The sequence below is a fragment of the Carnobacteriaceae bacterium zg-C25 genome (assembly GCA_017945845.1).
Classification (GTDB): Bacteria; Bacillota; Bacilli; order Lactobacillales; family Aerococcaceae; genus WM01.
Window position 1 is genome coordinate 881,549 of the sequence record CP072828.1, and the last position, 24,846, is coordinate 906,394.

Genomic DNA, 24,846 nt, shown 5'->3' on the forward strand with positions numbered 1-24,846 from the left:
TATACTCCTTTCAGTATGTGGTGAATTTTATGGACGCTCAACGATTAACGCTGTACCCATACCCCCACCGATACACAATGTTGCTAAACCACGTTTAGCATCACGTTTTTCCATTTCATGTAATAAAGTTACTAAAATACGGCAACCTGACGCACCAATTGGATGGCCTAAAGCAATTGCGCCACCATTCACATTGATTTTGTCTGCATCTAATTGTAATTCTTTGGCTACGGCACAAGATTGTGACGCAAACGCTTCATTAGATTCGATTAAATCTAAATCAGCAACGGTTAAACCACCTTTTGCCAACGCTTTTTGTGTGGCATAAATTGGACCACACCCCATAATTTTTGGATCTAATCCAGCACTAGCGTAAGACGTAATTTTAGCGATAATTGGTAAACCTAATTCTTTTGCTTTGTCTGCACTCATCACAACTACTGCTGCTGCACCATCGTTAATACCAGATGAATTTCCTGCTGTTACGGTTCCATCTTTTTTGAACGCTGGACGTAATTTGCCCAAGCCTTCAACTGTAGCACCAAAGCGAACATATTCATCTGTATCAAAGACGATTGGATCCCCTTTACGTTGTGGAATCACAACAGGGACGATTTCTTCTTTAAAGCGATTTGCTTTAATAGCAGCTTCTGCTTTATTTTGAGAAGATACCGCAAAAGCATCTTGCATTTCACGTGTAATGCCATATTGCTCTGATACATTTTCCGCTGTAATTCCCATATGAATGTTGTTAAATGCATCTGATAAACCATCGTTAATCATTGTATCAACGACAGTTGTGTTGCCCATACGTGCACCCCAACGTTGATTATTCAACACATACGCTGCTTGTGACATGTTTTCTGCACCACCTGCAACGACAATATCTGCATCGCCACACATAACGGCTTGTGCTGCTAATTGAACTGTTTTTAACCCTGAACCACACACTTTATTAATTGTAAAAGCAGGTACTGTTTGTGGAAGCCCTGCATGAATACTCATTTGTCTTGCCACGTTTTGTCCTAAACCAGCAGATAAAACATTTCCCATAATGACTTCATCTACTTGTTCTGGTTTTAAATTAGCACGTTCTAACGCTGACTTGATGACTAATGTTCCTAATTCCACAGCACTGACATCTTTTAATGAACCACCATAAGATCCAATCGGTGTACGTACTGCAGATACTATAACTACTTCTTTCATTCTAAACATCCTCATTTCTTTTTACGATTTGGTTTTTAATATTTGAAAAAACCTTCGTTTGTTTTACGTCCTAATTTACCAGCTTCTACCATTTTTTTCAACAATGGTGCTGGGCGATATTTTGTATCACCAAACCCTGTATTTAATACGTTCATAATGGCTAAGCAAACGTCTAATCCAATTAAATCCGCTAAAGCTAAAGGTCCAATTGGATGGTTTGCCCCTAGTTTCATTGCCGCATCAATTTCAGACGCACTGGCAACACCTTCACTTAAAATGAAAATGGCTTCATTAATCATTGGAATTAATACACGATTCACAACGAAACCGTACGCATCTTTTACACCAACCGGTGTTTTACCAATTTTTTCAGAAATTTCACGCACTTTTTCGACCACATCACTAGATGTTTGTAACGCACTAATGACTTCAACCAATTTCATTACTGGCGCTGGATTGAAGAAATGCATACCAATAACACGTTCTTGATGTGTTGTTGCGGCAGCGATATCTGTAATTGATAACGATGACGTATTTGATGCTAAAATTGTTGTAGGTGCAGTGATTTCATCTAATTGTTTGAAAATACTTAATTTAATGTCACGATTTTCAGTTGCTGCTTCAATGACTAATTGTACATTTTTGGCATCTTCATATGTCGTAGATGGGATTAAACGATTTAGCGTTTCTTCTAACACTTCAGTTGTTAAGCGTCCTTTGTCAACAGCACGTTCCAATTGTTTTTTGATGCCGTTGATACCACGTTCAACAAATTCTGCTTTAATATCATTTAAATAAACGGTATACCCTGATTGTGCAAACACTTGCGCAATACCGCTACCCATTTGACCAGAACCAATAATCATTACATTTTTAATTTCCATTTTATTCATCTCCTCAATTTTAAAGAACAAGAACGATTGACTAAAGTGCCAATCGTTCTTTACTACGCATTATAAAAATGCACCGATACCAGTAATTTCACGACCAACTATTAATGCGTTAATTTCGTGTGTTCCTTCGTAAGTGTAAATCGCTTCAGCATCAGTAAAGAAGCGAGCCACTTCTGTTTCTAATGTAATACCGTTACCACCACATACTTCACGCGCTAACGAAACTGTTTCACGCATGCGTAATGCATTGTGCAATTTAGATAATGAAGAATTCAACATAATTTCTTTGCCTTCTTCTTGTAATTGAGCTACACGAACAGAGTATGCTAATGCAGCAACTACATTGGCTTGCATACGAGATAATTTTTCTTGAACTAATTGGAATCCAGCAAGTTTGCGTCCGAATTGTTCACGTGTTGTTGTTAAACGTAGCGCTGCGTTAAACGCACCAGCTGCTGTACCCATGGCAATATGTGCCACATCTGTACGTGTACGCACAAAGATTTTCGCAACATCGCCATATCCATTGATATTTACTAAACGGTCTTCTTCAGCTACTTCCACATCTTTTAATGTAATGTGTCCATTGTTTACAATACGTAATGAAATTTTGTGTGGTACATTTTCAACGGATAAACCTTCTGAACCACCTTTAACCATGAAGCATTTAATTTTTTTATCTGCTACGTCACGTGCAAATACTGGAATGAAGTCAGCTGTTTTAGCGCCACCAATCCAACGTTTTTCACCATTTAAAATCCATTTATCGCCACGACGTTCAGCTGTTGTTGCTAAACCACCAGCAATATCAGAACCGTGAGTTGGTTCAGTTAACGCAAAACATGTTTGTGCTGTCATTGTACGAATTTGTGTTGCATATTTTTCAATTTGTTCTGGGCTACCACCGATTAAAACAGTGTTGTATCCTAAACCACCGTGAACAGTGTAGAACGTTGCAACAGAAGGATCGAAACGTGTCAATTCTAAGTATAAGAACACGTTATAAATTTCTCTTACTTTCCATTTTTCTTCACGACCTTCAAACAATGCTGGGTCATCCATAATACGCGCTGCAGCAAATGCTCCTAAAATTTCTTCACGTGGTAATAAAGCATTTTCATAAGAATCGATTAAAACTGGACGAACACGTGTTTCTAATTCATGACGTAATTTTTTCAAGACGTTAATTTCACCATCTGTTAACTCATTTGCATAGCCAAATAAATCCTCTGGATATAACTCTTTTAAAATTTCTTCTCTTGTTGCCATATTATTGTATCTCCTTTATCAATAATTGATTTAATTTGTTAATAGCCATACAGTGAAGTAAAACTATTACTTTGTTGACACTGTCATCATATAATGAAAACGTTTTATTTTCTACTTAAGAAAAATTAATGGGATTATAAGTTCATCTAATACACTGATAAACACAACTGTTGTACACAAAAAAGCACCTGCTAACAGATGCTTTCCACGATGTTATATTCACTTTTATATCCACTTTTCATAAAACACATTTTAAACATACAATTTCAGTTGTGTCTTTTCAATGTCAGATAAAATCTGTTCACCCTTGATGTCTACTAAATTCGTTGATAGATGATGCAACGCAGTCATGACTTCATCTACGGGGGATGCGGCGTGTTCACCGGGTAAATCCGTTTCGAAAAGTAAGCGATGATTTGGAATATAGCGAATATACGCTCTACCTTTTTTAGTGTTCAACAGACTGGGATGTACCGAAATATACCCACCCAATTTTAAAAAACGATGTAACGCTTCATGCGTCCCGTTAAAACGATGAATAATTGGCACAACCTTTTCAAAGTCATCAATCTCTTCTTCTAAAATATCAATAACATTCATTTCTGATTTTACGGCATGAATCGATAGAATGTAATGCGCATCTTGTTCAACCACACACTTTAGCACTTCTCTAAACACAAATTCTTGTATTTCTTTCGAAACACTTTCTAAACGCTTCGGTGTAAAATCTAACCCAATTTCACCAATATACGACGTCTTTTTAACATACTGCGCAAATTGCTTCAATTGCGTTTGGGCATTATCGATATACCACGGATGAATACCTAGCGACACACGTTTGATGGTGTTATCGGGGTAGTCGAATCGTTGATGCAACTGTTCAAAACCATCAGGTGTAACGGTTTGTGCAACAATATCAATATTGTTTGCTGATAATTGTTGTAGTAACGCTTTTTTTAGAGCATCACTTTTTATAAAATCTAAATGATAATGGCTGTCAATAATACGCATAGATTCTCCTATACTATCACTCGTTTACTATCTTACTTGTGTTGTTTTAATTTAGGCTTTGTTGCAACTGGCGTTACTTTAAATTTTTCTAATCCGGATAAACGTAAAATAATTTTACCAGCTAACATTTGCCCAGCAATTGGTGGCATATAACTCATTGAGCCAAGTGTTTGTGCTTTACTTCCGCCACTTTGTGTTTGCAGTTGTGGTGGCATTTCATCAGAATAGAGCACTTCTAAATTTTTAATGCCACGACGACGACATTCTGTACGAATGACTTTTGATAGTGGGCAATATTTTGTTTTTTCAATATAGTCAAATTTGAAATGTGTTGGATCTAATTTATTTGCCGCTCCCATTGATGATAGTAACGGAATATTTTCTTCCATACACCATTGCGCAAGCGCTAATTTTTGTGACACCGTATCAATACAGTCGATAATATAATCCGGTCTTGGATATTGTGATAACGCCTGTCCAATCGTTTCTTTCGTTAAAAATTCTTGTCTACCAATCACATTACAATTTGGATTAATGTCTTTAATTAACTCGGTCATTACATCGACTTTTACACGACCAATGGTAGAGTAAAATGCGACCATTTGACGATTGATGTTGCTCTCTTCTACGGTATCTCTATCTAATATAATTAAATTTCCAACACCCCCACGAGCTAAAGCGGTCACACAACTCGATCCCACTCCGCCCAATCCGAGTACCATGACGGTGGCGTTGTTTAAATTGATTAGTCCTTCATCTTTTAATAATAAACGCAAGCGTGATAAACGTTCTGGAAACTGATTCGTCATATTTCTCTCCTTAGTTTGATAGGTCTATTATAACACATTAGACAAAATTTTATCTTTTGACTTTTCATGAAAAATATTTTAAAATTTTCATGGTTTCTGAAAAAATAGACTGATGAGGACAGTAAATCGGATAGCGCCAGGCCTGAAGACAGGTGACGAGGATTGAGCTTATCGAAAGATTCGGCGGATGGCTCAAGGGTGTGCACTCTAAAGCATATGACAAAACTTTTGACAAAACCATATGTACGCACCAGAAACCTATCATATACAAAACATAATGGACACAAAATTTTGTGTACCGTTTTTAAAGGAGTAACTATATGTGTGGAATCGTCGGCTGTATCGGCCAAAATCACATTCAAACGGTCATTTTAAATGGCCTAGAAAAATTAGAATATCGTGGATACGACTCTGCTGGAGTCTTTACACAATCATTGCAAAATGCAAATCATTTAACGAAAAAAGTAGGACGTATCGCAACGTTACGCGCTGCTGTTGATGAAAAACAAGACGCTTTTTCCGGTATCGGACATACACGTTGGGCAACACACGGCCCTGCAACACAAGAAAATGCGCACCCCCATCAATCACAAAGCGGTCGCTTTACATTAGTTCATAACGGTGTCATTGAAAATTATGCCGAATTAAAAGAAACTTTTTTATCTCACGTTACATTTTATTCTCAAACAGATACGGAAGTAGCCGTTAATTTAATTGCCTATTTTGCAGAAGAAAAAGGCTTATCAACACAAGACGCTTTATTAGAAGCGTTAAAACACATTCAAGGTTCGTACGCATTTGGACTGTTAGACGTCAACGATCCAGAAGTATTGTATGCCGCTAAAAATAAAAGTCCATTGCTAATTGGATTAGGTAAACAGTTCAACGTCATCTGTTCTGATGCGATGGCGACAATTCAAGAAACGGATACTTACATCGCCATTCAAGATAAAGAAATCGTCGTGTTACGTGAAAACACTGTTGACATTTTTAATTTTAATGGTGAACGTATCGAACGTGAAGCTTTTAAAGCTGAAATTGATTCAAGTGATATCGAAAAAGGGACTTACCCACATTACATGTTAAAAGAAATGGACGAACAACCTGCCGTTTTACGTCGATTATTGCAAGAATACACCGCTGAAAACGGTAAATTACACGTTGATGACGCCTTATTAAATCACTTAAAAGACAGTGATCGCATTTACATCATTGCATGTGGAACCAGTTATCACGCTGGATGGATTGGTAAATCGCTAATTGAATCAATGGCAAATATTCCTGTTGAAGTGCTCATCGCCAGTGAATTTGCATACAATCAGCCATTGCTTTCTAAAAAACCATTTTTTATTTTTATTACACAAAGTGGTGAAACCGCAGATTCTCGCCAAGCACTCGTTCGTGTGAATGCTTTAAACCACCCCTCTTTAACCATTACAAACGTTAAAGGCTCCACACTGTCACGTGAAGCAAATTACACGTTGTTATTACATGCCGGTCCAGAGATTGCCGTTGCTTCGACCAAAGCCTATACCGCACAAATTGCCGTTTTAGCGATTTTGGCTGAAACTTTACGCGAGTCACTAGGTCTTAACGAAACAATGAACATGTCCTTTGAATTAAGTCGTGTGGCAAGTGTTATTGAAGGTATTTTAGCCGATAAAGCAACCATTCAAAACTTAGTGCACGATCACTTATTAAGCACACGAAATGCATTTTATATTGGTCGACACTTGGATTACTACGTTGCAATGGAAGCCGCTTTAAAACTTAAAGAAATTTCATACGTACAAACCGAAAGCTTTGCTGCAGGGGAATTAAAACACGGAACAATTGCCCTAATCGAAGAAGATACACCCGTTATTGCACTATTAAGCGATTCTCATTTAGCCAGTCATACGCGCGGTAATATCGAAGAAGTCAAAGCAAGAGGCGCGCGTGTTATGCGTCTTGCTATGGAAGGTTGTCATCGTGAAAATGACGATTATATTATCCCTGCCGTTCATGCTTCATTAACGCCACTTGCCATGGTCGTTGTAACACAACTAATCGCCTACTACACCGCACTTGGTAAAGATTTAGATGTGGATAAACCACGTAACTTGGCGAAATCTGTAACGGTTGAATAAAAACTTTAATTGCATGCATTCTACAAATATGACGTTTTGATATAACAGACTGAAATAAGATTGATGCGAATGCTTTCAACTTTAACCCCTAAAAACACCAGACACAACAGGCGTGTCTGGTGTTTTTGTGCTATTTCTTTTTATTTTTCAAATGACGATAGGTAGCCGTTCCAATACATGTTACGCCAGTGGCATGCATTGCAGCCATTGCCCAAATTGGAAATTCTGATAACGTACGGTGTAATACGATACCTGACACCATCAATGTCAAACCGATACCGGCTAAAGCTTTTTCTTTCATCTTTTTCTCCTTTTTTCTTTCTAACACTATTCACAAAACACTACATTGTATCTTTTACTGCTACCGCTACCATTCGTGCCATAGCGCGAACTTCATCAGCCACTACCATTTCCATAGTGATAATGGCTTTTTTAGGCGTTAACTCTTCAAGACGAGAGATGACAGTAATGGGTTCATTCATTGGTGTTGGTTTTATATAATCCACTTCTAAACGTGCCGTAATAAATCGTCCAATGACGGTATCTTCTTGTAATGTCAACCCTTTTTCTTTATGTGCAAACCATGCAGCAGATGCTGTTCCATGGCAATCAAATATAACGGCAATCATCCCACCAAATAGATTGAATGGTACGCCCCCTGTATATTGCTTGTCTGGTATCACTTGGCATACACACGTTTCTCCATCTTCACTTGGATAAGAATGTAAGTGCATACCTGCATCATTTTTAGGACCACATCCCCAACAATGTTGAAATCTATCTCCATACGTTTGCTGTATGGCAATTTTTTCTACTGTCATATTTTACCCCCTTAATTTGTAAGTGCTTTTTTATACTATATTAAATTTAGAAATAATCGTCAAATAAAATATAACTGTGCCATTTATTGATTTTGAGATAATTGTTCTATTTTTTGTTGTTTTAAGCTCTTAAAAACCTAAAAAAACATTTATCGTGTGCCTTTCCAACATAAAAAGCTATCGACCTATTCGTCAATAGCTAAATGATATTATTTTGAAATGACTTCAATTGGTCCATGGTCATCAACATGGTTGCCGTGTACATGCTGTAAACGACCATCCACTAAATAATCGACATGATCGCCATGTGGCACTTTTTCATGTCCACAGTTATCACCATGTACGTGATCTGTCTCAACAGGTGCACACGTATCTGGATTCGTTTCACTCACTTCAATCACACATTCGTCCACATGGTTATCGTGTGGATGATGTAAATGACCGTCATGAATGTAGTCAATATGATCGCCATGTTGTATTGCCGTATGGCCACACTTTTCGCCATGTACGTGATCATGATTATCATGAATATGATGTTCTTTCATAAAAATACCCCCTACTTTTTCTTTATTATACCTGATTTATTGACTTTTTACAGTCCAAAAATAAACGCTAGTCCTAAATTGCTTAATACACCAATAATGATACCCGCAATAATAACACCTAGTAAAACAGCTAAAACGCTTCGTTTAAAATCAAAATCCAACACACTAGCTGCTAAAGTACCCGTCCAAGCTCCCGTTCCAGGTGCAGGAATGGCTACGAATAGCATCAACGCTAAAAATACACCCGATGCCGATTTATCTTCTAATTTCTTTCCTGCTGCATGTCCTTTTTCCAAGAAAAAGGTAAACGTTTTTCCAATATAGCGTTTATCACTTCCCCACTCCAATACTCTTCTTGCGAAAAAGTAAATGACAGGCACTGGCAACATATTTCCAATAACACTAATGAACAATGATGTCCATAACGGCATTTGCCAACCTGCCGACATAATCATTGCACCACGCAATTCAACAATTGGTACCATTGACACTAAAAATAAGTAAAAATATTTTTGTAACATTAAAACTATTTAACCTCTTTCTTTTCATTGAGGGCACTTGATAACACCACCCCGTATTTTAAAAAATTTTTAAACGATAGTATATCGCATTATTTTACCATTATATCAATAACTACACACAACGGACAACTGTTTTCATAAAAAAGAAATGTGTGGTGTATGATGGTAGACATCATCTAGACTGTTCATATAATTTGCGGCGCGTTGCAAATTATATTATAATATCCGTATTCATACATGAAAGGAACTTTAATCTATGAAGAAACAATACAAAATGGCTTCCTTTTTTGCTGGTGTTGGAGGTATAGACCTCGGATTTGAAGAAACTGGTCGTGTAAAGACAGTCTACGCTAATGAGATTGACAATTATCCGGCTCGCACTTTTGAATTAAATTTTCCTATCAAAGTTGATTGCAGAGATATTCAAACAGTTAAACCAGAGGAAGTTCCAAATATCGATATTTGTGTAGGTGGATTCCCTTGTCAAGCATTCTCTATTGCAGGTTACCGTAAAGGATTTAAAGACCCAAAAGGAAGAGGTATGTTATTTTTTGAGCTGATGCGAATCATCGCTGATAAAAAACCTAGAGTGGTATTTTTTGAAAATGTAAAAAATCTTGTAGGGCATGATGACGGAAACACATTCCGAGTAATACTTGACGCACTTAAGCAAGAAGGATACCATTATCGCTATCAAGTCATGAATGCCATGTCTTCAGGAAACACACCGCAAAACCGTGAACGTATCTATATTGTAGGCTTCAAAAATGAAGAAGATTATAAAAAATTTGCTTTTCCAGACCCTATCCCTCTAACAAGACGTTTATCTGACATCATTGATTTTGAAAATAAAGTTGATGATAAATATTATTACACAGAAGGCAAATATAAAGGTAATATTTATAACGAACTTGTAAAAGCAATGACAGATTCTACAACAACATATCAATGGCGTAGACAATATGTACGTGAAAACAAAAAAAATGTAGTCCCTACCCTCACAGCAAATATGGGTGGCGGTGGACACAACGTCCCTCTTGTATTAACAAAACATGGTATTCGTAAATTGACGCCTCATGAATGTTTTAATGCACAAGGATTCCCTCAAGATTTTAAACTCCCAGACCAAGCTGAATCTAGGCTTTATAAACAAGCTGGAAATTCTGTATGCGTTGAAGTCATTCATAGAATAGCTGAAAATATTGTAAAAGCAATTGATTAGACAAGAAAAACGACCTTGTAATTAAGTAAGGTCGTTTTCTTCATTTTCTGATTCACTATCTTCAAGTCCATAAAAGCGTTCATACGTGCCTAACTCACAAAAATCAACTGTGTATTTATGGTCTTCAATTTTAGTAAACATTATACTATCTACATTGAATATTCGTAGCATATCATAAGTCACTTGAGTACCTTCTTCCAATTCAAATACATCTCTCAAAAGCCACTGCCCAAGCAAATTATTTGGATTACTCATAATTGCTTTGCCACCCTGTTGACAAACTTTAGCACTTATCCATTTTCCATTAGGCAACTTAATGCTAAAGGCTTCATCTTTTGGTGGAAAAAACTCTTTTCTACGTCTATCCTCTGCTGGATAAGGAATATAGACCTCATTAGAATCTCTAGGTGTAACTCTAGTAATTTCTCTTTCACCATTTTCATTAATTCGATATGACGTTCTAAAGCCATTCCACTGATTCAAACCACTTTTTGATGCCACAAATTTTGTACCGTCAGGTTTTGTAGAATATAAACGTAAACACAATTGATTTTTGCTAAATTTTGATTCATGAATAGACGAAACCACTCCTTGTGCAACCAATTCCGACAACACATCATATGGGTCTTCATAAATTTCAACTTCAAATTCATCTAAAAGTTCCATATCATCAAAAATCATGTACAACGTATTTTTTGAACGACTGAACTTATAGGTATGATTTCCATCTGTAAAATACGTACTGTTTGCATTACCTCTTTTTTCATCTAAAATAATATTTTTTATATCAATTTCATCAAAAGTAGACTCATAGATACGCATTGCTCCCGGAATACGCTTAACAATATGATACAACATTTCATTCAAGTCATGAGCATTCATAGTAGTTCGAATTCTTGCATTTCTATACCCAGCTATTGCTTGGATAAGTTCCATACCATTTAAATGCTCATATTTAGGTCTTAACCGCCCAAATTCAGCTACTTTTTGATTATCTCCACCAACCCATGTCTTCAATCCTATTCCAATTCCTGAACGACTATCGTAAGCATCTGCTGAATCATCATGTCGTGCGTTATTATCAACTTTGAAATATTTAGCAAACACATTTTCATGTGCTCTGTAATATAAATATGGTTCATCAGCTTCTGAAAACAGTCTTGATAAACTACCCAATATTTTCAACATATTTTTATAATTCTCTTGATGCTCAACTGGTTGTTTATCGTAAAACATATTTGTCCCCTTTCTTAATTTGACACACAAATTATCTTATGTTTTATCATGTTTACATGGTTGTTCAAATTATACATATATCACTATTCATTTATATACATATAAAACATTATATCATATGTGTATAGTGATTTTTAATGATATATATTACACAAATTTTTATAAATAAATGTATTTTTTTAGTCCAAATTAAGTCCCCAAACAAAAAAGACCTTTGAAAACGTTGATAACTAAATGTTTTCAAAGGTTTACTTTTTATTTAAGATTACTATAAAATATAATAGTTTTTATTGATTTGGAATAAATTTCCATCATGTTTTAATTTGTTAATATCAATTGGTCTATCAGTTTTTAATTTTTTATACAGATAAGACAAAATCTGATATACAATAACTGGATAATCATCTCTAGCCATATTCATTCTCCTAAAAACCACCTAGAGTATTCTAGGTGGTTTAAATTGGTATTCTTTTCTTGAAAAAGTATTAATATAACTTACGTTCTTTTTATAATTAAAATAAAAATTTCAACTCTTTACCAACTATGTCATCATTCCCATTAAACATAATAGAAACATCTGCTCTTTTAGCATCGCCGTTTGTCATCGGAAGAATTGCATCATGATAAACAACACCCTCAATCAAAACGTCAATATGATTTTTAAAATTTACAGGTAAAGAAGCGTCTAAACTCAAAATAGCTCTATTTCCTAATTTAAAAACTTTTTTTATTATCATTTTGTAACCTCCTCAATTTTTTTGATATCTTTTAATTTCTTTTTTTACAGATTCAACCTCAATTTTAGGTAATTTGTACCACTCGTATTCAGTAATAGATTTTTCTTTAGCTGCTATTTCATTTAATATAACTGATAGTTCGCTACCGTCATTTTCTCCACGCAGATACTGCTCAGCATGCTCTAATTCTTCAATCAATGTAGAGATAGATACCTTGTCACGAACAACTATTGTATATTATAAATTCTAAAACACCTAAAAGTAAACTGGATATACCTATCAATAAGATTCCACATAGTTGTAGTATATTTTCTATATTTTTTTCTCTTTTATATTGTTTTAAAAATTTTGGACTCATAAATAATAACCCTATTCCAAACAATACATAGCCTATTCCTTTTAACATTATCTATACTCCAAACTACACATTACATTTTTTGATTCTAATCATGTAAACGTAAACGCTACAAATTCAATGCGTTGTTACTTTTTGGACGATGGCTTTTTTGTACTATCGCTGTTCAACAACTTCCCAAAAATAAAGTAACTTATTGTCCACATCACTACGCCGACAGCCAAAAATATGCCAAATACGACCAAATAATCCATTGGGCTGTTTATCACAAACCAACTGCTCGTCAGCAAGCATGGATAGACTGTACATAACATCGCTATAAAATGAATTGCAGATTGCTTGAATAAGGACCATTTTTCAATTTCATAAATAACCGAAAAAGCACCTATTGCTGTCGCTGCTAGACCAGATATAAATGTACTTTTTATATCATATGCATCCATGTTTTGAGCAATCATGATGAGCGATATACCGGTCATGATGACAAAAGGAATCCCGCCTCGAATAATAGCTTTTTTAATGAACATTGCTTTTTCTCCTTCACAATATTGTACTTTGTGCAGCATATCAGGTAGACGACACTAATCACGTGCCTTCATTTTCGTATTATACTGAACAAACCGCTTAAAGCTAGTACCAAATGGTTACCCATTTGGTACTACAGACTGTTGACAATACCAATAAAAAATCCAACATATTTTTTAAAAAATGAAAAATATGTTGGATTTTGAATTTTAAAATACGAAATGAAGAATAATATCTCAAAAAATGGCTATCTCCAGTGAGTAGAATTGCCATTTTTTTCATGTTTTGGGCAGCACAAGATAACCAAGTATACTGTTGCATCTTGGTTACTCCTCTATATTGCGCAAATCGATACCCATGATTTTGCTTAGAGTCTGCAAAACTACGCTCAATCGTTTCTTTCCGTCGTTTATATAATGCTTTCCCAAACGTAGATAATCGACGTTCACGACATCTATCGTATACATCAGCATCTATCGCTCGACGTAGTATCCGTTTATTACTATTATCGCTTATACGATACTGTTTATATCCTTGTCTATCAATATTTCTGTAGGTATAAATTTCTCCCGTACGTGTATCCGTAAAACAATCTATAGATGAATTATATCGAAAAAATTTATGGTCAGGATTGCGATGAAAACGTCGATACCCAATCACAGAAAATATCTTTTTCTCTTCTAAAAATTTTAAAATGTCTTTTTTATAATATCCGCTATCTAACGCGACACAATTCACATTAAAATTAAATGTTTCGATTATATGTGTTAATCGCGACACATACGGTACACTATCATGCACGTTGCCTGGTGTAATAAAGCAATCCACAATAAAATTATGTTTACCATCTACACTACGATGGTCTAAGTACATAAATCCCTTTTCTTTATTATCTCTATGGTAATATCCACTTTCTGGATCAGTCGTACTTTCTTTAATGGATTTAGAGATGATTTTATCAGTGTAATTAAAAGGCTTTTTTCCAATAGCTTCTCGTTCAGCGTTAATTTCGTTTTCTAAATCTCGTTTACGTTCTTGAACGGTTTCAATAATAGCGTTTTTAAATTTATTTTTATTGGCATTTGCTTTAATATGTGTGGAATCTGTAAATAATGCTGTCCCACTAATTAAATGATGTGAGATAGCTTGGTGTACAATAGTGTTAAATATATCTTCAAACACAGAAGTACCTTGAAAACGGCGAATATAATTTTGAGAAAAAGTGGAATAATGAGGAGTTGGTTTAGAGAAAGGAAGGTTTAAAAACCATCTAAACGCCACATCAGTTTCGACACGTTTAATGGTTTCTCGCATTGATTTAATACCGTAAATATCTTTTAAAAAGACTAATTTAAATAAAACAACTGGATCTAAACTATTACGACCGTTGGTATGACTATAGTAAGGAGAAGTAATATCATAAATAAAATTGAAATCAATTGATTTATCAATTTTACGTAGTAAATGATCTTTTGGTACTAATTCGGATAATGTGTTTAATATGATTTCGTCATTTGGATGATTTTCTTTATAAAACATAAATTGTTCCCTCCTTTTTCTTATCTCTATTATACCACTTTTAAGTGTTATTATCGTATCAGACGTTGTTGTACGAATGGCTTCGTTCTCGCACGTAGTAGGGAACGCGCGATGTATCGTGTACATCGCGGTAAGCCGTACAACTTAACGTCTGGTACGAAAAAAGACTGTTGACAGTTTATTTGTCAACAGTCTGTAGTACCAAATGGTTACCCATTTGGTACTATTTTATTAATCATTTAACTCATTTTCTTTTTTTAATCGGAATGTGAACAATAGCCAACTTGCAAATAAAGCTAACCAGCCGATTTCTGTTGGGTTATTTTTTGTGTTTGTTTGTGGCAACGTTTTGTCTTTAGGTACTTTTTGATAACCATTTGGAATTGTTTTTTTCTCTAAAGAACTGCGTTTATTATCCGGAATAATCGTCGGATCATCACTTTGTGTAAGAGTGGTTTGTTTTTTACCAATTCTTACTTTTTCAATGATTGGTTGATTGATAATCTCCTCTTTTTCCACACCATTTACAGCATAAATCCGTTTTTGACCAACTTTGCCCACTTGTTCGACAATTTTTGTTCCAGAAGCTAACGTATCGTCTTCAATAATTTCTACCATAAATGGTATATCTTCCATTTTTTCTACTTGGTCTTTCAGTTTTGTTCCTGTGTACACGATAGTTGGGGTCATTGCCGTGATGATTTCTTCTGTGACAACTGGTTCACCAAACGCTACACCTTTTTTATACTGCTGTACTGTGCGTACGCGTTTCAATCCCGCTTGGCCTTCTTGTGTACGCGTTTCATCGGTATACAATGTGTCATCTGTTGATTCTTGAATTGTTACTGGAATTACAACGTCTGTTTCTGTTACGGTTTCACTATCAATTGGTTTTGTTCCACGATACACAACCGTTGGCGTCATTGGCGTGATGATTTCTTCTGTAACAACAGGGTCACCAAACGCTACTCCTTTTTTATACTGTTGTACTGTTCGAACGCGTTTCAATCCCGCTTGGCCTTCTTGTGTACGTGTTTCGTCAGTATACAATGTATCATCTGTGGCTTCTTGTGTTGTTACTGGAATTTCAACATTTGTTTCTGTTACGGTTTCACTATCAATTGGTTTTGTTCCACGATACACAACCGTTGGCGTCATTGGCGTGATGATTTCTTCTGTAACAACAGGTTCACCAAATGGCACTCCTTTTTTATACTGTTGTACTGTTCGAACACGTTTCAATCCTGCTTGTCCTTGTTCGGTGCGTGTTTCGTCAGTATACAATGTGTCATCAGTTGATTCTTGTGTTGTTACTGGGATTTCAACATTTGTTTCTGTTACGGTTTCACTATCAATTGGTTTTGTTCCACGATACACAACCGTTGGCGTCATTGGCGTGATGATTTCTTCTGTAACAACAGGTTCACCAAATGGCACCCCTTTTTTATACTGTTGTACTGTGCGTACGCGTTTCAAGCCTGCTTGTCCTTCTTGTGTACGCGTTTCATCGGTATATAACGTGTCATTTGTAGATTCTTGCGTTGTTACTTGAATTTCCACATTTGTTTCTGTTACAGTCTCACTATCGATTGGTTTTGTTCCACGATACACAATCGTTGGCGTCATTGGCGTGATGATTTCTTCTGTGACAACTGGATCACCAAAGGCTACACCTTTTTTATACTGTTGTACTGTTCGTACGCGTTTCAAGCCCGCTTGACCTTCTTGTGTACGCGTTTCGTCAGTATACAAGGTATCATCTGTGGTTTCTTGCGTTGTTAGTGGAATTTCAACGTTTGTTTCCGTTACGATCTCACTCTCGATTGGTTTTGTCCCACGATACACAATCGTTGGCGTCATTGGTGTGATGATTTCTTCTGTGACAACAGGGTTACCAAATGGTACTCCTTTTTTATACTGTTGTACTGTGCGTACACGTTTCAATCCTGCTTCTCCTTCTTGTGTACGTGTTTCGTCAGTATACAATGTATCGTCTGTGGAGTCTTGCGTTGTTACAGGAATTTCAACATTTGTTTCCGTCACAGTCTCACTATCGATTGGTTTTGTTCCACGGTACACAACCGTTGGGGTCATTGCCGTTACAATCTCTTCTGTAACAACAGGATTACCAAATGGCACACCTTTTTTATACCGTTGTACTGTGCGTACACGTTTCAAGCCCGCTTGTCCTTGTTCGGTACGTGTTTCGTCAGTATACAATGTATCATCTATGGTTTCTTGTGTTGTTACAGGGATTTCAACATCCGTTTCTGTTACGGTCTCCGTATCGATTGGTTTTGTTCCACGGTATACAACCGTTGGGGCCATTGCCGTAACAATTTCTTCTGTAACAACGGGTTCACCAAAGGCTACACCTTTTTTATACTGTTGTACTGTTCGAACACGTTTCAAGCCCGCTTGACCTTCTTGTGTGCGTGTTTCATCAGTGTACAAGGTATCGTCTGTGGAATCTTGCGTTGTTACAGGAATTTCCACATCCGTTTCTGTTACGCTCTCACTATCAATTGGTTTTGTCCCACGATACACAACCGTTGGGGTCATTGCTTTTTCAACTTTAGAAACAACAACTGGCTCCCCTATGCGCACACCATTTTCAGTCGTCCAAATTTTTGTAATTAAAGTTACACCCGCTTCACCATTCTCTGTTCGTGTTTCATCAGCCCAAAGGGTTTCATCTTCACGATACGTCGTCGTAATTGGAATCGCTTCACGTGTTTCTTCAACATCTTTACCGGAAACAACGTCATTGTAAATAGAACTTCTAAAATCACTCGTATCATTTAAATAAAACTCAAATATTTTTCGTTTTAAGTCATGAACAGCCGTAACCGCTGTTAAAATATTTTGACCATATTGTTTATTTCGCTTCATCTGCGCTAAATCTTTAGCAATTGCTTCATCCATTAGCGTCTGTAATTCACTATACGTTTTAAAATATGGTGTTTCTTTTAATTTATCGACTTTATCAATACGACGTTTGAACATATCTTTTTTAAACGTTGCTAAATTCCCTTGATACGCATCATCTAAAATGGCAGTTAGCGCTTCTTGATCGTTAGCGTATTGATTAGATAAGTACGAAACCATCCCATTTTTATAACCATATTCAGCTAACAATTCATAGGCATAACGTCTAAACGTCACATCACCTACTGAACCAACGTCATTTTGCACCCCTGCATATATCGGTTCAAAAAGTGGAACAACATGATACCCATTCGGCGTTGCTTCTCCAACTGTTTGACGACCTTTAAAGGCTAGTCGACCAGATACGATACCTTTATCAATAAAGTCGTTGATAGACGTTAAACTCGCTGCCGTAGTTTCATCAATATTTGAAAAACTATCTTTTACTTCATTTGCTCGTTTTGGATCGGGTATTAGTGACACTTTATTTAATAAAACAGACCGATTATCATTGGACTGTTTAAGAATAGATTCTGATTCTGCATAGTCTAGTGTATATAAAACATCCATTATCCCTTGCATATATTCTTTTAAATCGGATTCTTTTTGGAAACGATTAGGGGATTCATTTTGTGTCCGACCCGCTCCACGCAACTCATACGTTGTGTTTAAATTAAAAATAGATTCATAACCCGAAGCGCCATTTGTATTGTTGAGCGATTCGAACAAACCACGAGCATAGACTTCAACACCTTGCCCTGCCCGTCTAGCATAGCCATTAAACCAAACTTTTTGATCGAGCATATGCGTAATTTCATGCGTGTACACCGATTGACCTCTATCCGTCAATGTCTTCGCTAAAAAGTGGTTTACAATGTCACCAGTCGCTTGTCCATCTGCATGTAAAAAGTCTAAATGGTATCTAAACGGCGCCATAAACTGACGGATTCCGTTCACACTATTTTCACCATACGCCGCCAACCACGATTCTCTTCCTGATTCAGTTGGATCATCACTATATTTTCTCATCGTATCGATGACTAAAATATCATTTCCTTCAAATAATCTATCCCTTTTTTCACTAATGCGATACCAAAAATCGACAAACGCTTCTTGTTTTACCGAAGCTTCTCGTATTTGTTCTTTAAAGGTTTCGATAGCTGCCATATCCGTTTTATCTTTTAAATACGAATCTAACAAACCATACGTAACGGTACTCATCGTACTAATTGCATATAAACTATTCTCGTTGACCGTCAATAGTGGAATTAAATGTGAACGCAAACGTGTATCATGCGACATTTTCATAAATAAATTGGAGTCAGCATAGGGACTATCCGTTTCTACAATGATGACGTTGGTATGTTGTTTAAACCAGTCACTAGGATTTACGCTTGGTTCAAACATTTTGACATGATTGACAATAAAGTCATAAATCGTATTTTGTTGGGTGATGGGCTTTATTTTTTTCTCGTATGTTTTATCGGTATTCGATAATTCAACATCCGCATAGGTTAAGCGCCCAATATTAATGAGTCTATCCAGCGGATCTGTTTTTGTACCATATATTTCGGGGTGATACAAAATTAAATCTTTTGCTTTAATACCGTCAAACGCAAAAGGATATTGTCTTTCTAAATAGGATAAACCTAATAAAATTTGAGATTTATTCGCAATGATTTTATTCGTATCGGTATAAGTAGACCGTTCAAGAAGCCCTTTAATTGTATCTTCAACTGTATCTTTGACCTGTTTAAATTGATTGCGCATATCCAATTTATCCATGTACACTTTCTTCACGCGCGCATTAATTTCGGCTTCACTTGGTTCGCGACCAATTTCTTTTTTTAAATCATTTTGAATTTGTAATTTTTCTAAAAAACGAACTCTTGGTTGTAAAATGTCAAATAAATCGTCATACTCAACAGATTTAAGCGCATTAATCGCTGGGCGTATTTGATCATCATTGACAACTTGCTTTGGTGCATATGCATAAGCACCATTTGCTTGCTCTTTTGAAATTGTGCCATCATTTTTAACGACTAAAACCGTATTCGCTGCACCATGACTGACAGTGTCTTTAATATTCCCATCATCATTTAGTGGAACAATGGCTTTTACATCACTCACATCAGGATTAGCCATTCTAAAAGCACTACGGTTAGTTACAACGTTTTCTATCACGCTGACTTTTTGTTTATCAACTTTAGCAGGTGTATCATTAGTTGGTATAGCGACTTTATCATTTTGATTAGGCACTTGTTTATCGGTTTTTTCTTTAGATGATTTTTCTTTATTGCCTTGTTCTTTTAACGATTGCTCATTGGTCACGGTTTCTTTTAGTGGCTGTTTGTTAGTTACCGTTTCTTCTTTTACCGTTTCATTTTCCAAACTGAGCGCATCAGTGGTTTCTTCTACATTTGATTTATCTATAGCGGTACTATTTTCAATAGTGTCCACTCGATTTGACTCAACAGCGTAAACGGTTTCATTATTACCAACAAATAACATACCAAAAGCAACACATGCTGAAACCACACCAATAGAATATTTTTTTATAGCATACTTACGTACTTTTTCCCCCATCATATTCCTTTTTCCGTACATTTGACATCCCCCCAAAATTGATATTCGTTTTTGTTTTCATTATAGCACAACAAATCGTAATTGCTCGCATTAACTCAAAGCTTTATCAGAAACTTTTTACATTTTTTTATAAAATATCTGAAAAACAAATGATTTTCTTATGTCAAACCAAAAAAACATGTAGATAGCCCTTTCCTATCTACACGTTTCATCTAATTCGTTTTTTAAAACCTTTATTTTTCTGTCAGTTTTTGATTAAAATAATTGTATTCTTGTGCCAATATTGTTGCCACAAAATCTAGTTGACTTGGATGTTCAAAATGATTTTGACTGGATTTAAATTTTAAGCACTTATGCACAAATGAAGGGGTATTCGTATTTCCTCCCGTCACCATCCAAATTTTAGGCTGTCTTTTCTTTCGTAAAAACGGTTTGAGCGGTGCGTAATCAAAATATGAACTGGTAAAGGAAAACAGAATAATCAACTGATTATCATCTGCATCTAAAATGTAGTCCGTTTGTTCTTTAAAAGATAAATTTGTAAAAATTTGTTTGCCATACATTAATAAATCGCTCTGTAAAATTAACGCTGCAGTCTCTGCTTTCATTAAACCAAACGCCGCAACATTGTCATACTTTTTAATGTCCTGAACTAATTCCATTAAATCCGATTCATTTAATGAATCGGATACTCGCTGTATACCACCAACCGTCTGTTGAGTATATGCCTTCTTTCGTTCTTGAAAACAACCTTGACTCGCTTCAGGCCCTTTTTGTAGATTGGCTTGATTCAAAATCATTTTCAATTCTGAAAAGCCTTCAAGACCTATCTCCCGACAAAATCGAGAAATGGAGGAAGTAGACACATTACACTCAGTGGCAAATTGTTGAATACCAATATCTTTCATATCTTCAAGATTTTCTAAAATAAATTTCGCAATAATGCTATTGGTCGATCCACTTTTTTCGCTTGCTAACAGTCCCAAAAAAACAACTGGTAATTTTCCATAAATCATATTGACTCTTTTCTAGCGTCCACCAGCAAAGTTATACAACATTCTTTCTCTCAATAAAGAAGTATCTTTTCCCAATATTTCTGCGATTTTATACGCAAACGGATAAGGCGTTGCTGGCCCTTGACTTGTAATTATATTTTGGTCAAAAACGACAACATCTTCTTTGAAGTTTCCGCCAATTAATTTTTCTGCATAGCCAGTATACCCTGTAACATTTTTACCGTCAATAACGTGCGCTTCGGATAAAACAACCGTTCCTGAACACATTGCTGCGATAAATTTTCCTTGAGTAACATTGAAATCTTGAACAAGTTTAATGACTTCTGGATTGGCTAAAAGATTGGCACCACCTGGACGCCCTCCTGGTAAAACAACAACGTCATAATCATAGACTTCAAGACCAAATTTTTTATCCGCTTTAATATACATATTATGCATCCCTTTAACAAATGCATCATCGCCAAAATAAAATGTTGTTGTTTCGATTTCAGTACGTCGAAGGATATCGACAATGGTTAGCGTTTCGCCTTCTTCGTACCCTTCTGCCATTAATACTGCAACTTTAGCCATAAATTTTTCCCTCCTCGACATCAAACGCATTTGTATAAACCATACGTTTTTTTACAGCGATAGAATCGCCACCTAACACATCAACCAATGCATATGCAAAGGCATACGCCGTAGCCGGACCACGACTAGTAACTAAATTTTTATCTACAACGACAATATCTTCTTTGAACTGACCCGCTTTTATCACATCTTGGTATCCAACATAAGCCGTAAACTCTCTATTTTCAAGAATACCTGCACGTTCCAATGCAATCGGTGCCGCACACATGGCAGCCACCCATTTACCAGATGCATCCATTTCTTTGATGGCTTTGATGACCAAATCGTTATCTCGAAGGTTATCCGCTCCCGGACGTCCCCCTGGTAAAACGACCATATCATACTCTTTTGAAATATCTGAATGTAAAACGGCATCACATTTTACGGTTATGTCGTGTGCGCCAGTGACGATTTCATCTGTTCCAACTAATTTACATTCAATATTGGCACGACGAATAATGTCTGCGATTGTTAATGTTTCCCCTTCTTCAAATCCCGGGGCTACAAATACTGCTACTTTCACCATAATTTACCTACCCTACTTTACTTTTTCTTTAGTGTATCATTTGTGTTATAAAGACAACACATTTTTTCAAAATCTGGAAAAATTATTGTGCCTTGTGAACTATCATCTACTATTTTTTATCATTAGAAATACATCTTCATTTAATAAAAAGCCGTATTATATTTTTAAGCATCATGATTTATTTTTCGTTAACCAATCTAAATCGTTAATCAGTATCATTTAAAATTGCAATAAATAATATAGTCTTATCTGGCTGATTTTTTTAACAAGCAATCTACATCTACAACTTATAGATAACGATTTGTTATAAAATCGTCATTTTTTTACTACCTGCTTTAACGCTTTTATTGTATCCATTGCTAAATACTAAACTAATGAAATTTCAATTTTATCTGAAGTAATCGTTGGTGTTACTCGTTCAAATTCAACGCCGTTCGTTACAATAAACGGAATAATCGTGTCGTATCCAAGTTCTCTTAATTTTTTGAGATCAAATTCAACGAGTAGTTGCCCGGTTTCAACAATGTCACCTTCTTTAATATGCACTTTAAAATGTTCACCTTTTAAATTTACCGTATCTAAACCGATATGAATCAGCACCTCAACACCATTATCACTACGCAAACCAATTGCGTGTTTTGTTTCAAAAACCATCGACACTTTACTTGAAAATGGTGCAAAAACTTTTCCTTCAGTTGCGATAATGGCAAAACCTTGTCCCATGATACCAGTTGAAAAAACCGCATCATTTACTTTGTTGAGTTCAACAATTTCCCCTTTAGCAAAAGGTTTAACTTCTAATTTTGTTGCTGAAATAGCATTTGTTTCATCAGTTAATTGACTTTCTTTTTTATGAATTCCAAGCAACAACGTCCCTGCTATTGCTAAAATAATACTGATAGAAACACCAATAATAATGTGAATATAACTATCGGCAATATAAGTCGGTAAAGCAAGAATTCCCGGAAGAATTACGGCTGTAGCACCACCGCCAAAGAAATTGATGTAAGCAGCACCAATACCACCTGCAATCATGGCACAAATCATAGGTTTTTTATATTTCAAATTGAAACCAAACATTGCGGGCTCTGTTACACCAAATAAAGCTGTAACACCAGCTGAAAGTGCCTCCGCTTTTTCAGCTTTTTTCTTCAAAAGAAGAAAAACAGCAAGCGTCGCACCCGCCTGAGCTAAGTTTCCTGTCAAATTGGCTGGTGAAATAACAGAATGTCCGTACTCTGCAATTAACTGCGCGTTAATAGGGGTAATGGCATAATGCATACCAAAAATAATCAACAACGGTCTAAAGGTACCGAATAAAAATGCCCCAATAACACCATTCGTTGTATAAAGGAAAGTCACTACTTTAGCAACACCTTGACCGACATATGTACCGAATGGCCCAATGACAATAAGTTCCAATGGCACCATAATAAACAACACCAACATTGGTACAAATAACACTTTAAAAGTATCTGGAATCACTTTATTGACCCATTTATAAACATAAGACATTATCCAGACACTTAAAATAATTGGAATAATCGTAGATTTATAATTTACAAATAATACTGGCAATCCAAGAAATGATAAACTACTTACCCCTGTTTTAGCGGCTTGTAGAGCACCATTTTGAATCGTTGGATACATCAGTGCACCAGCTAATGCAATGGCAAGAAATTCATGTGTTTTAAATTTTTTCGCTGCACTGACGGCTAAAAAGAATGGGAAGAAATAGAATAATAAATCACCAATTAAACTGATCATTTGATACGTTCCACTAGTTGAACTGACCAATTTAAGTGTTGTCAAAATTGCTAAAACAGACTTCACCATACCGCATCCAATCAAAACTGGAATAACCGGGCCAAAACACCCCGAAATCGCTTCTACAACTCGTGCAATAATATTCTTCTTAATTTCTGTACTTTGCACTTGATTATCAGATAGTGAAACTAATTTTGTTGCCTCTTCAAATACTTGTGCTACTTTTGCACCAATGATAACTTGAAGTTGCCCACTTTTAATTTGTGCCTTAATGACACCGGGTACTTGATCAAGTGCATTTAAATCAATTTTATTTTCATCAGCAACGTTCAATCGCAATCGCGTAGCACAGTGCGTCATAAAAGTAATATTGTCTTCTCCAATAATTTGAATGATTTGTTTAGCTGTTTCTTTATTGCTGCTCATATTGAGCACCTCCTACTTTTATTTCCCTAGGTTTAACCATACAATATCCAAAAATAATTGCGCTTTCAATCGATTTTCAAAAATTGAAAATTTTTCTGCAAACAGAAAAATCATCGTACATTTTTTAATTTCTAACCGTATCATCAAACCGTAAAAGACGCATTCTA

The 24,846-nt window shown here is 35.9% G+C and carries 22 protein-coding genes; 2 read left to right on the top strand and 20 right to left on the bottom strand.

All coding sequences use genetic code 11. The features are described 5' to 3' along the window. Positions 1–27: 27 nt before the first annotated feature. The 5 genes from J7S27_04175 to J7S27_04195 all read right to left on the bottom strand — a co-directional run bounded on the left by J7S27_04175 (position 28) and on the right by J7S27_04195 (position 5,191). Positions 28–1,209 (bottom strand): acetyl-CoA C-acetyltransferase, encoded by a 1,182-nt coding sequence (locus J7S27_04175; GenBank protein QTU82517.1) that lies wholly within the window; start codon positions 1,207–1,209, stop codon positions 28–30. A 35-nt stretch (positions 1,210–1,244) separates the two neighbouring features. Beyond that, complete coding sequence (locus tag J7S27_04180) at positions 1,245–2,093, bottom strand: 3-hydroxybutyryl-CoA dehydrogenase (protein QTU82518.1); 849 nt, start codon at positions 2,091–2,093, stop codon at positions 1,245–1,247. A gap of 69 nt (positions 2,094–2,162) precedes the next feature. After that, complete coding sequence (locus J7S27_04185; protein ID QTU82519.1) at positions 2,163–3,371, bottom strand: acyl-CoA dehydrogenase family protein; 1,209 nt, start codon at positions 3,369–3,371, stop codon at positions 2,163–2,165. 252 nt (positions 3,372–3,623) lie between these two features. Beyond that, entirely contained in the window at positions 3,624–4,382 is a 759-nt protein-coding gene (locus J7S27_04190) for a TatD family hydrolase (GenBank protein ID QTU82520.1), read from the bottom strand. 32 nt (positions 4,383–4,414) lie between these two features. After that, on the bottom strand, positions 4,415–5,191 hold the full coding sequence (locus tag J7S27_04195; GenBank protein ID QTU82521.1) for a tRNA threonylcarbamoyladenosine dehydratase: 777 nt from the start codon (positions 5,189–5,191) through the stop codon (positions 4,415–4,417). Positions 5,192–5,511: 320 nt separating this feature from the next. Between J7S27_04195 and glmS the strand changes: the two genes are divergently transcribed. After that, positions 5,512–7,320 (top strand): glutamine--fructose-6-phosphate transaminase (isomerizing), encoded by a 1,809-nt coding sequence (gene glmS / locus J7S27_04200; protein QTU82522.1) that lies wholly within the window; start codon positions 5,512–5,514, stop codon positions 7,318–7,320. A 130-nt stretch (positions 7,321–7,450) separates the two neighbouring features. On the opposite strand, the gene J7S27_04205 is transcribed toward glmS, so the two are convergent. From J7S27_04205 to J7S27_04220, 4 genes are all read right to left on the bottom strand, one after another. After that, complete coding sequence (locus tag J7S27_04205; protein QTU82523.1) at positions 7,451–7,621, bottom strand: hypothetical protein; 171 nt, start codon at positions 7,619–7,621, stop codon at positions 7,451–7,453. Between the two features lie 40 nt (positions 7,622–7,661). Next, positions 7,662–8,141, bottom strand: coding sequence for a thioesterase (locus J7S27_04210; GenBank protein ID QTU82524.1), 480 nt, complete (start codon positions 8,139–8,141; stop codon positions 7,662–7,664). A 209-nt stretch (positions 8,142–8,350) separates the two neighbouring features. Beyond that, positions 8,351–8,686 (bottom strand): hypothetical protein, encoded by a 336-nt coding sequence (locus J7S27_04215; GenBank protein ID QTU82525.1) that lies wholly within the window; start codon positions 8,684–8,686, stop codon positions 8,351–8,353. Between the two features lie 47 nt (positions 8,687–8,733). Continuing rightward, a complete protein-coding gene (locus J7S27_04220; protein QTU83614.1) occupies positions 8,734–9,171 on the bottom strand; it encodes a small multi-drug export protein in 438 nt (145 codons plus the stop codon). A 292-nt stretch (positions 9,172–9,463) separates the two neighbouring features. On the opposite strand from J7S27_04220, the gene J7S27_04225 reads away from it, so the two are divergent. Beyond that, positions 9,464–10,429 carry a DNA cytosine methyltransferase gene (locus J7S27_04225; protein QTU82526.1) on the top strand — a complete coding sequence of 322 codons (966 nt, stop codon included), beginning with the start codon at positions 9,464–9,466 and terminating at the stop codon, positions 10,427–10,429. A 21-nt stretch (positions 10,430–10,450) separates the two neighbouring features. On the opposite strand, the gene J7S27_04230 is transcribed toward J7S27_04225, so the two are convergent. The 11 genes from J7S27_04230 to J7S27_04280 form a co-directional block, all read right to left on the bottom strand. After that, positions 10,451–11,665, bottom strand: coding sequence for a hypothetical protein (locus tag J7S27_04230; GenBank protein ID QTU82527.1), 1,215 nt, complete (start codon positions 11,663–11,665; stop codon positions 10,451–10,453). 268 nt (positions 11,666–11,933) lie between these two features. Continuing rightward, entirely contained in the window at positions 11,934–12,080 is a 147-nt protein-coding gene (locus J7S27_04235; protein ID QTU82528.1) for a hypothetical protein, read from the bottom strand. A gap of 97 nt (positions 12,081–12,177) precedes the next feature. Further along, complete coding sequence (locus J7S27_04240; GenBank protein ID QTU82529.1) at positions 12,178–12,402, bottom strand: hypothetical protein; 225 nt, start codon at positions 12,400–12,402, stop codon at positions 12,178–12,180. 12 nt (positions 12,403–12,414) lie between these two features. Continuing rightward, on the bottom strand, positions 12,415–12,600 hold the full coding sequence (locus J7S27_04245) for a hypothetical protein (protein QTU82530.1): 186 nt from the start codon (positions 12,598–12,600) through the stop codon (positions 12,415–12,417). 285 nt (positions 12,601–12,885) lie between these two features. Beyond that, positions 12,886–13,284 (bottom strand): DUF3021 domain-containing protein, encoded by a 399-nt coding sequence (locus tag J7S27_04250; protein QTU82531.1) that lies wholly within the window; start codon positions 13,282–13,284, stop codon positions 12,886–12,888. 103 nt (positions 13,285–13,387) lie between these two features. Further along, the gene (locus J7S27_04255; GenBank protein ID QTU82532.1) at positions 13,388–14,821 is read right to left on the bottom strand and encodes an IS1182 family transposase; all 1,434 of its coding nucleotides are present in this window, start codon (positions 14,819–14,821) and stop codon (positions 13,388–13,390) included. A gap of 231 nt (positions 14,822–15,052) precedes the next feature. Beyond that, a complete protein-coding gene (locus J7S27_04260; protein QTU82533.1) occupies positions 15,053–20,356 on the bottom strand; it encodes a G5 domain-containing protein in 5,304 nt (1,767 codons plus the stop codon). A gap of 212 nt (positions 20,357–20,568) precedes the next feature. After that, positions 20,569–21,351 (bottom strand): MurR/RpiR family transcriptional regulator, encoded by a 783-nt coding sequence (locus J7S27_04265; protein QTU82534.1) that lies wholly within the window; start codon positions 21,349–21,351, stop codon positions 20,569–20,571. A gap of 12 nt (positions 21,352–21,363) precedes the next feature. Continuing rightward, the gene (locus J7S27_04270; protein ID QTU82535.1) at positions 21,364–21,921 is read right to left on the bottom strand and encodes a DJ-1/PfpI family protein; all 558 of its coding nucleotides are present in this window, start codon (positions 21,919–21,921) and stop codon (positions 21,364–21,366) included. Beyond that, positions 21,914–22,486, bottom strand: coding sequence for a DJ-1/PfpI family protein (locus J7S27_04275; GenBank protein QTU82536.1), 573 nt, complete (start codon positions 22,484–22,486; stop codon positions 21,914–21,916). The genes J7S27_04270 and J7S27_04275 overlap by 8 nt, the downstream gene beginning before the upstream one ends. Before the next feature lie 366 nt (positions 22,487–22,852). Continuing rightward, positions 22,853–24,679 (bottom strand): PTS glucose transporter subunit IIA, encoded by a 1,827-nt coding sequence (locus tag J7S27_04280; GenBank protein ID QTU82537.1) that lies wholly within the window; start codon positions 24,677–24,679, stop codon positions 22,853–22,855. Positions 24,680–24,846: the final 167 nt, after the last annotated feature.

Coding starts and splice junctions, on each gene's coding strand:
- J7S27_04175 (QTU82517.1), bottom strand. CDS start 1,209: ATGAAAGAAGTAGTTATAGTATCTGCAGTACGTACACCGATTGGATCT.
- J7S27_04180 (QTU82518.1), bottom strand. CDS start 2,093: ATGGAAATTAAAAATGTAATGATTATTGGTTCTGGTCAAATGGGTAGC.
- J7S27_04185 (QTU82519.1), bottom strand. CDS start 3,371: ATGGCAACAAGAGAAGAAATTTTAAAAGAGTTATATCCAGAGGATTTA.
- J7S27_04190 (QTU82520.1), bottom strand. CDS start 4,382: ATGCGTATTATTGACAGCCATTATCATTTAGATTTTATAAAAAGTGAT.
- J7S27_04195 (QTU82521.1), bottom strand. CDS start 5,191: ATGACGAATCAGTTTCCAGAACGTTTATCACGCTTGCGTTTATTATTA.
- glmS (QTU82522.1), top strand. CDS start 5,512: ATGTGTGGAATCGTCGGCTGTATCGGCCAAAATCACATTCAAACGGTC.
- J7S27_04205 (QTU82523.1), bottom strand. CDS start 7,621: ATGAAAGAAAAAGCTTTAGCCGGTATCGGTTTGACATTGATGGTGTCA.
- J7S27_04210 (QTU82524.1), bottom strand. CDS start 8,141: ATGACAGTAGAAAAAATTGCCATACAGCAAACGTATGGAGATAGATTT.
- J7S27_04215 (QTU82525.1), bottom strand. CDS start 8,686: ATGAAAGAACATCATATTCATGATAATCATGATCACGTACATGGCGAA.
- J7S27_04220 (QTU83614.1), bottom strand. CDS start 9,171: ATGGTACCAATTGTTGAATTGCGTGGTGCAATGATTATGTCGGCAGGT.
- J7S27_04225 (QTU82526.1), top strand. CDS start 9,464: ATGAAGAAACAATACAAAATGGCTTCCTTTTTTGCTGGTGTTGGAGGT.
- J7S27_04230 (QTU82527.1), bottom strand. CDS start 11,665: ATGTTTTACGATAAACAACCAGTTGAGCATCAAGAGAATTATAAAAAT.
- J7S27_04235 (QTU82528.1), bottom strand. CDS start 12,080: ATGGCTAGAGATGATTATCCAGTTATTGTATATCAGATTTTGTCTTAT.
- J7S27_04240 (QTU82529.1), bottom strand. CDS start 12,402: ATGATAATAAAAAAAGTTTTTAAATTAGGAAATAGAGCTATTTTGAGT.
- J7S27_04250 (QTU82531.1), bottom strand. CDS start 13,284: ATGTTCATTAAAAAAGCTATTATTCGAGGCGGGATTCCTTTTGTCATC.
- J7S27_04255 (QTU82532.1), bottom strand. CDS start 14,821: ATGTTTTATAAAGAAAATCATCCAAATGACGAAATCATATTAAACACA.
- J7S27_04260 (QTU82533.1), bottom strand. CDS start 20,356: ATGTACGGAAAAAGGAATATGATGGGGGAAAAAGTACGTAAGTATGCT.
- J7S27_04265 (QTU82534.1), bottom strand. CDS start 21,351: ATGATTTATGGAAAATTACCAGTTGTTTTTTTGGGACTGTTAGCAAGC.
- J7S27_04270 (QTU82535.1), bottom strand. CDS start 21,921: ATGGCTAAAGTTGCAGTATTAATGGCAGAAGGGTACGAAGAAGGCGAA.
- J7S27_04275 (QTU82536.1), bottom strand. CDS start 22,486: ATGGTGAAAGTAGCAGTATTTGTAGCCCCGGGATTTGAAGAAGGGGAA.
- J7S27_04280 (QTU82537.1), bottom strand. CDS start 24,679: ATGAGCAGCAATAAAGAAACAGCTAAACAAATCATTCAAATTATTGGA.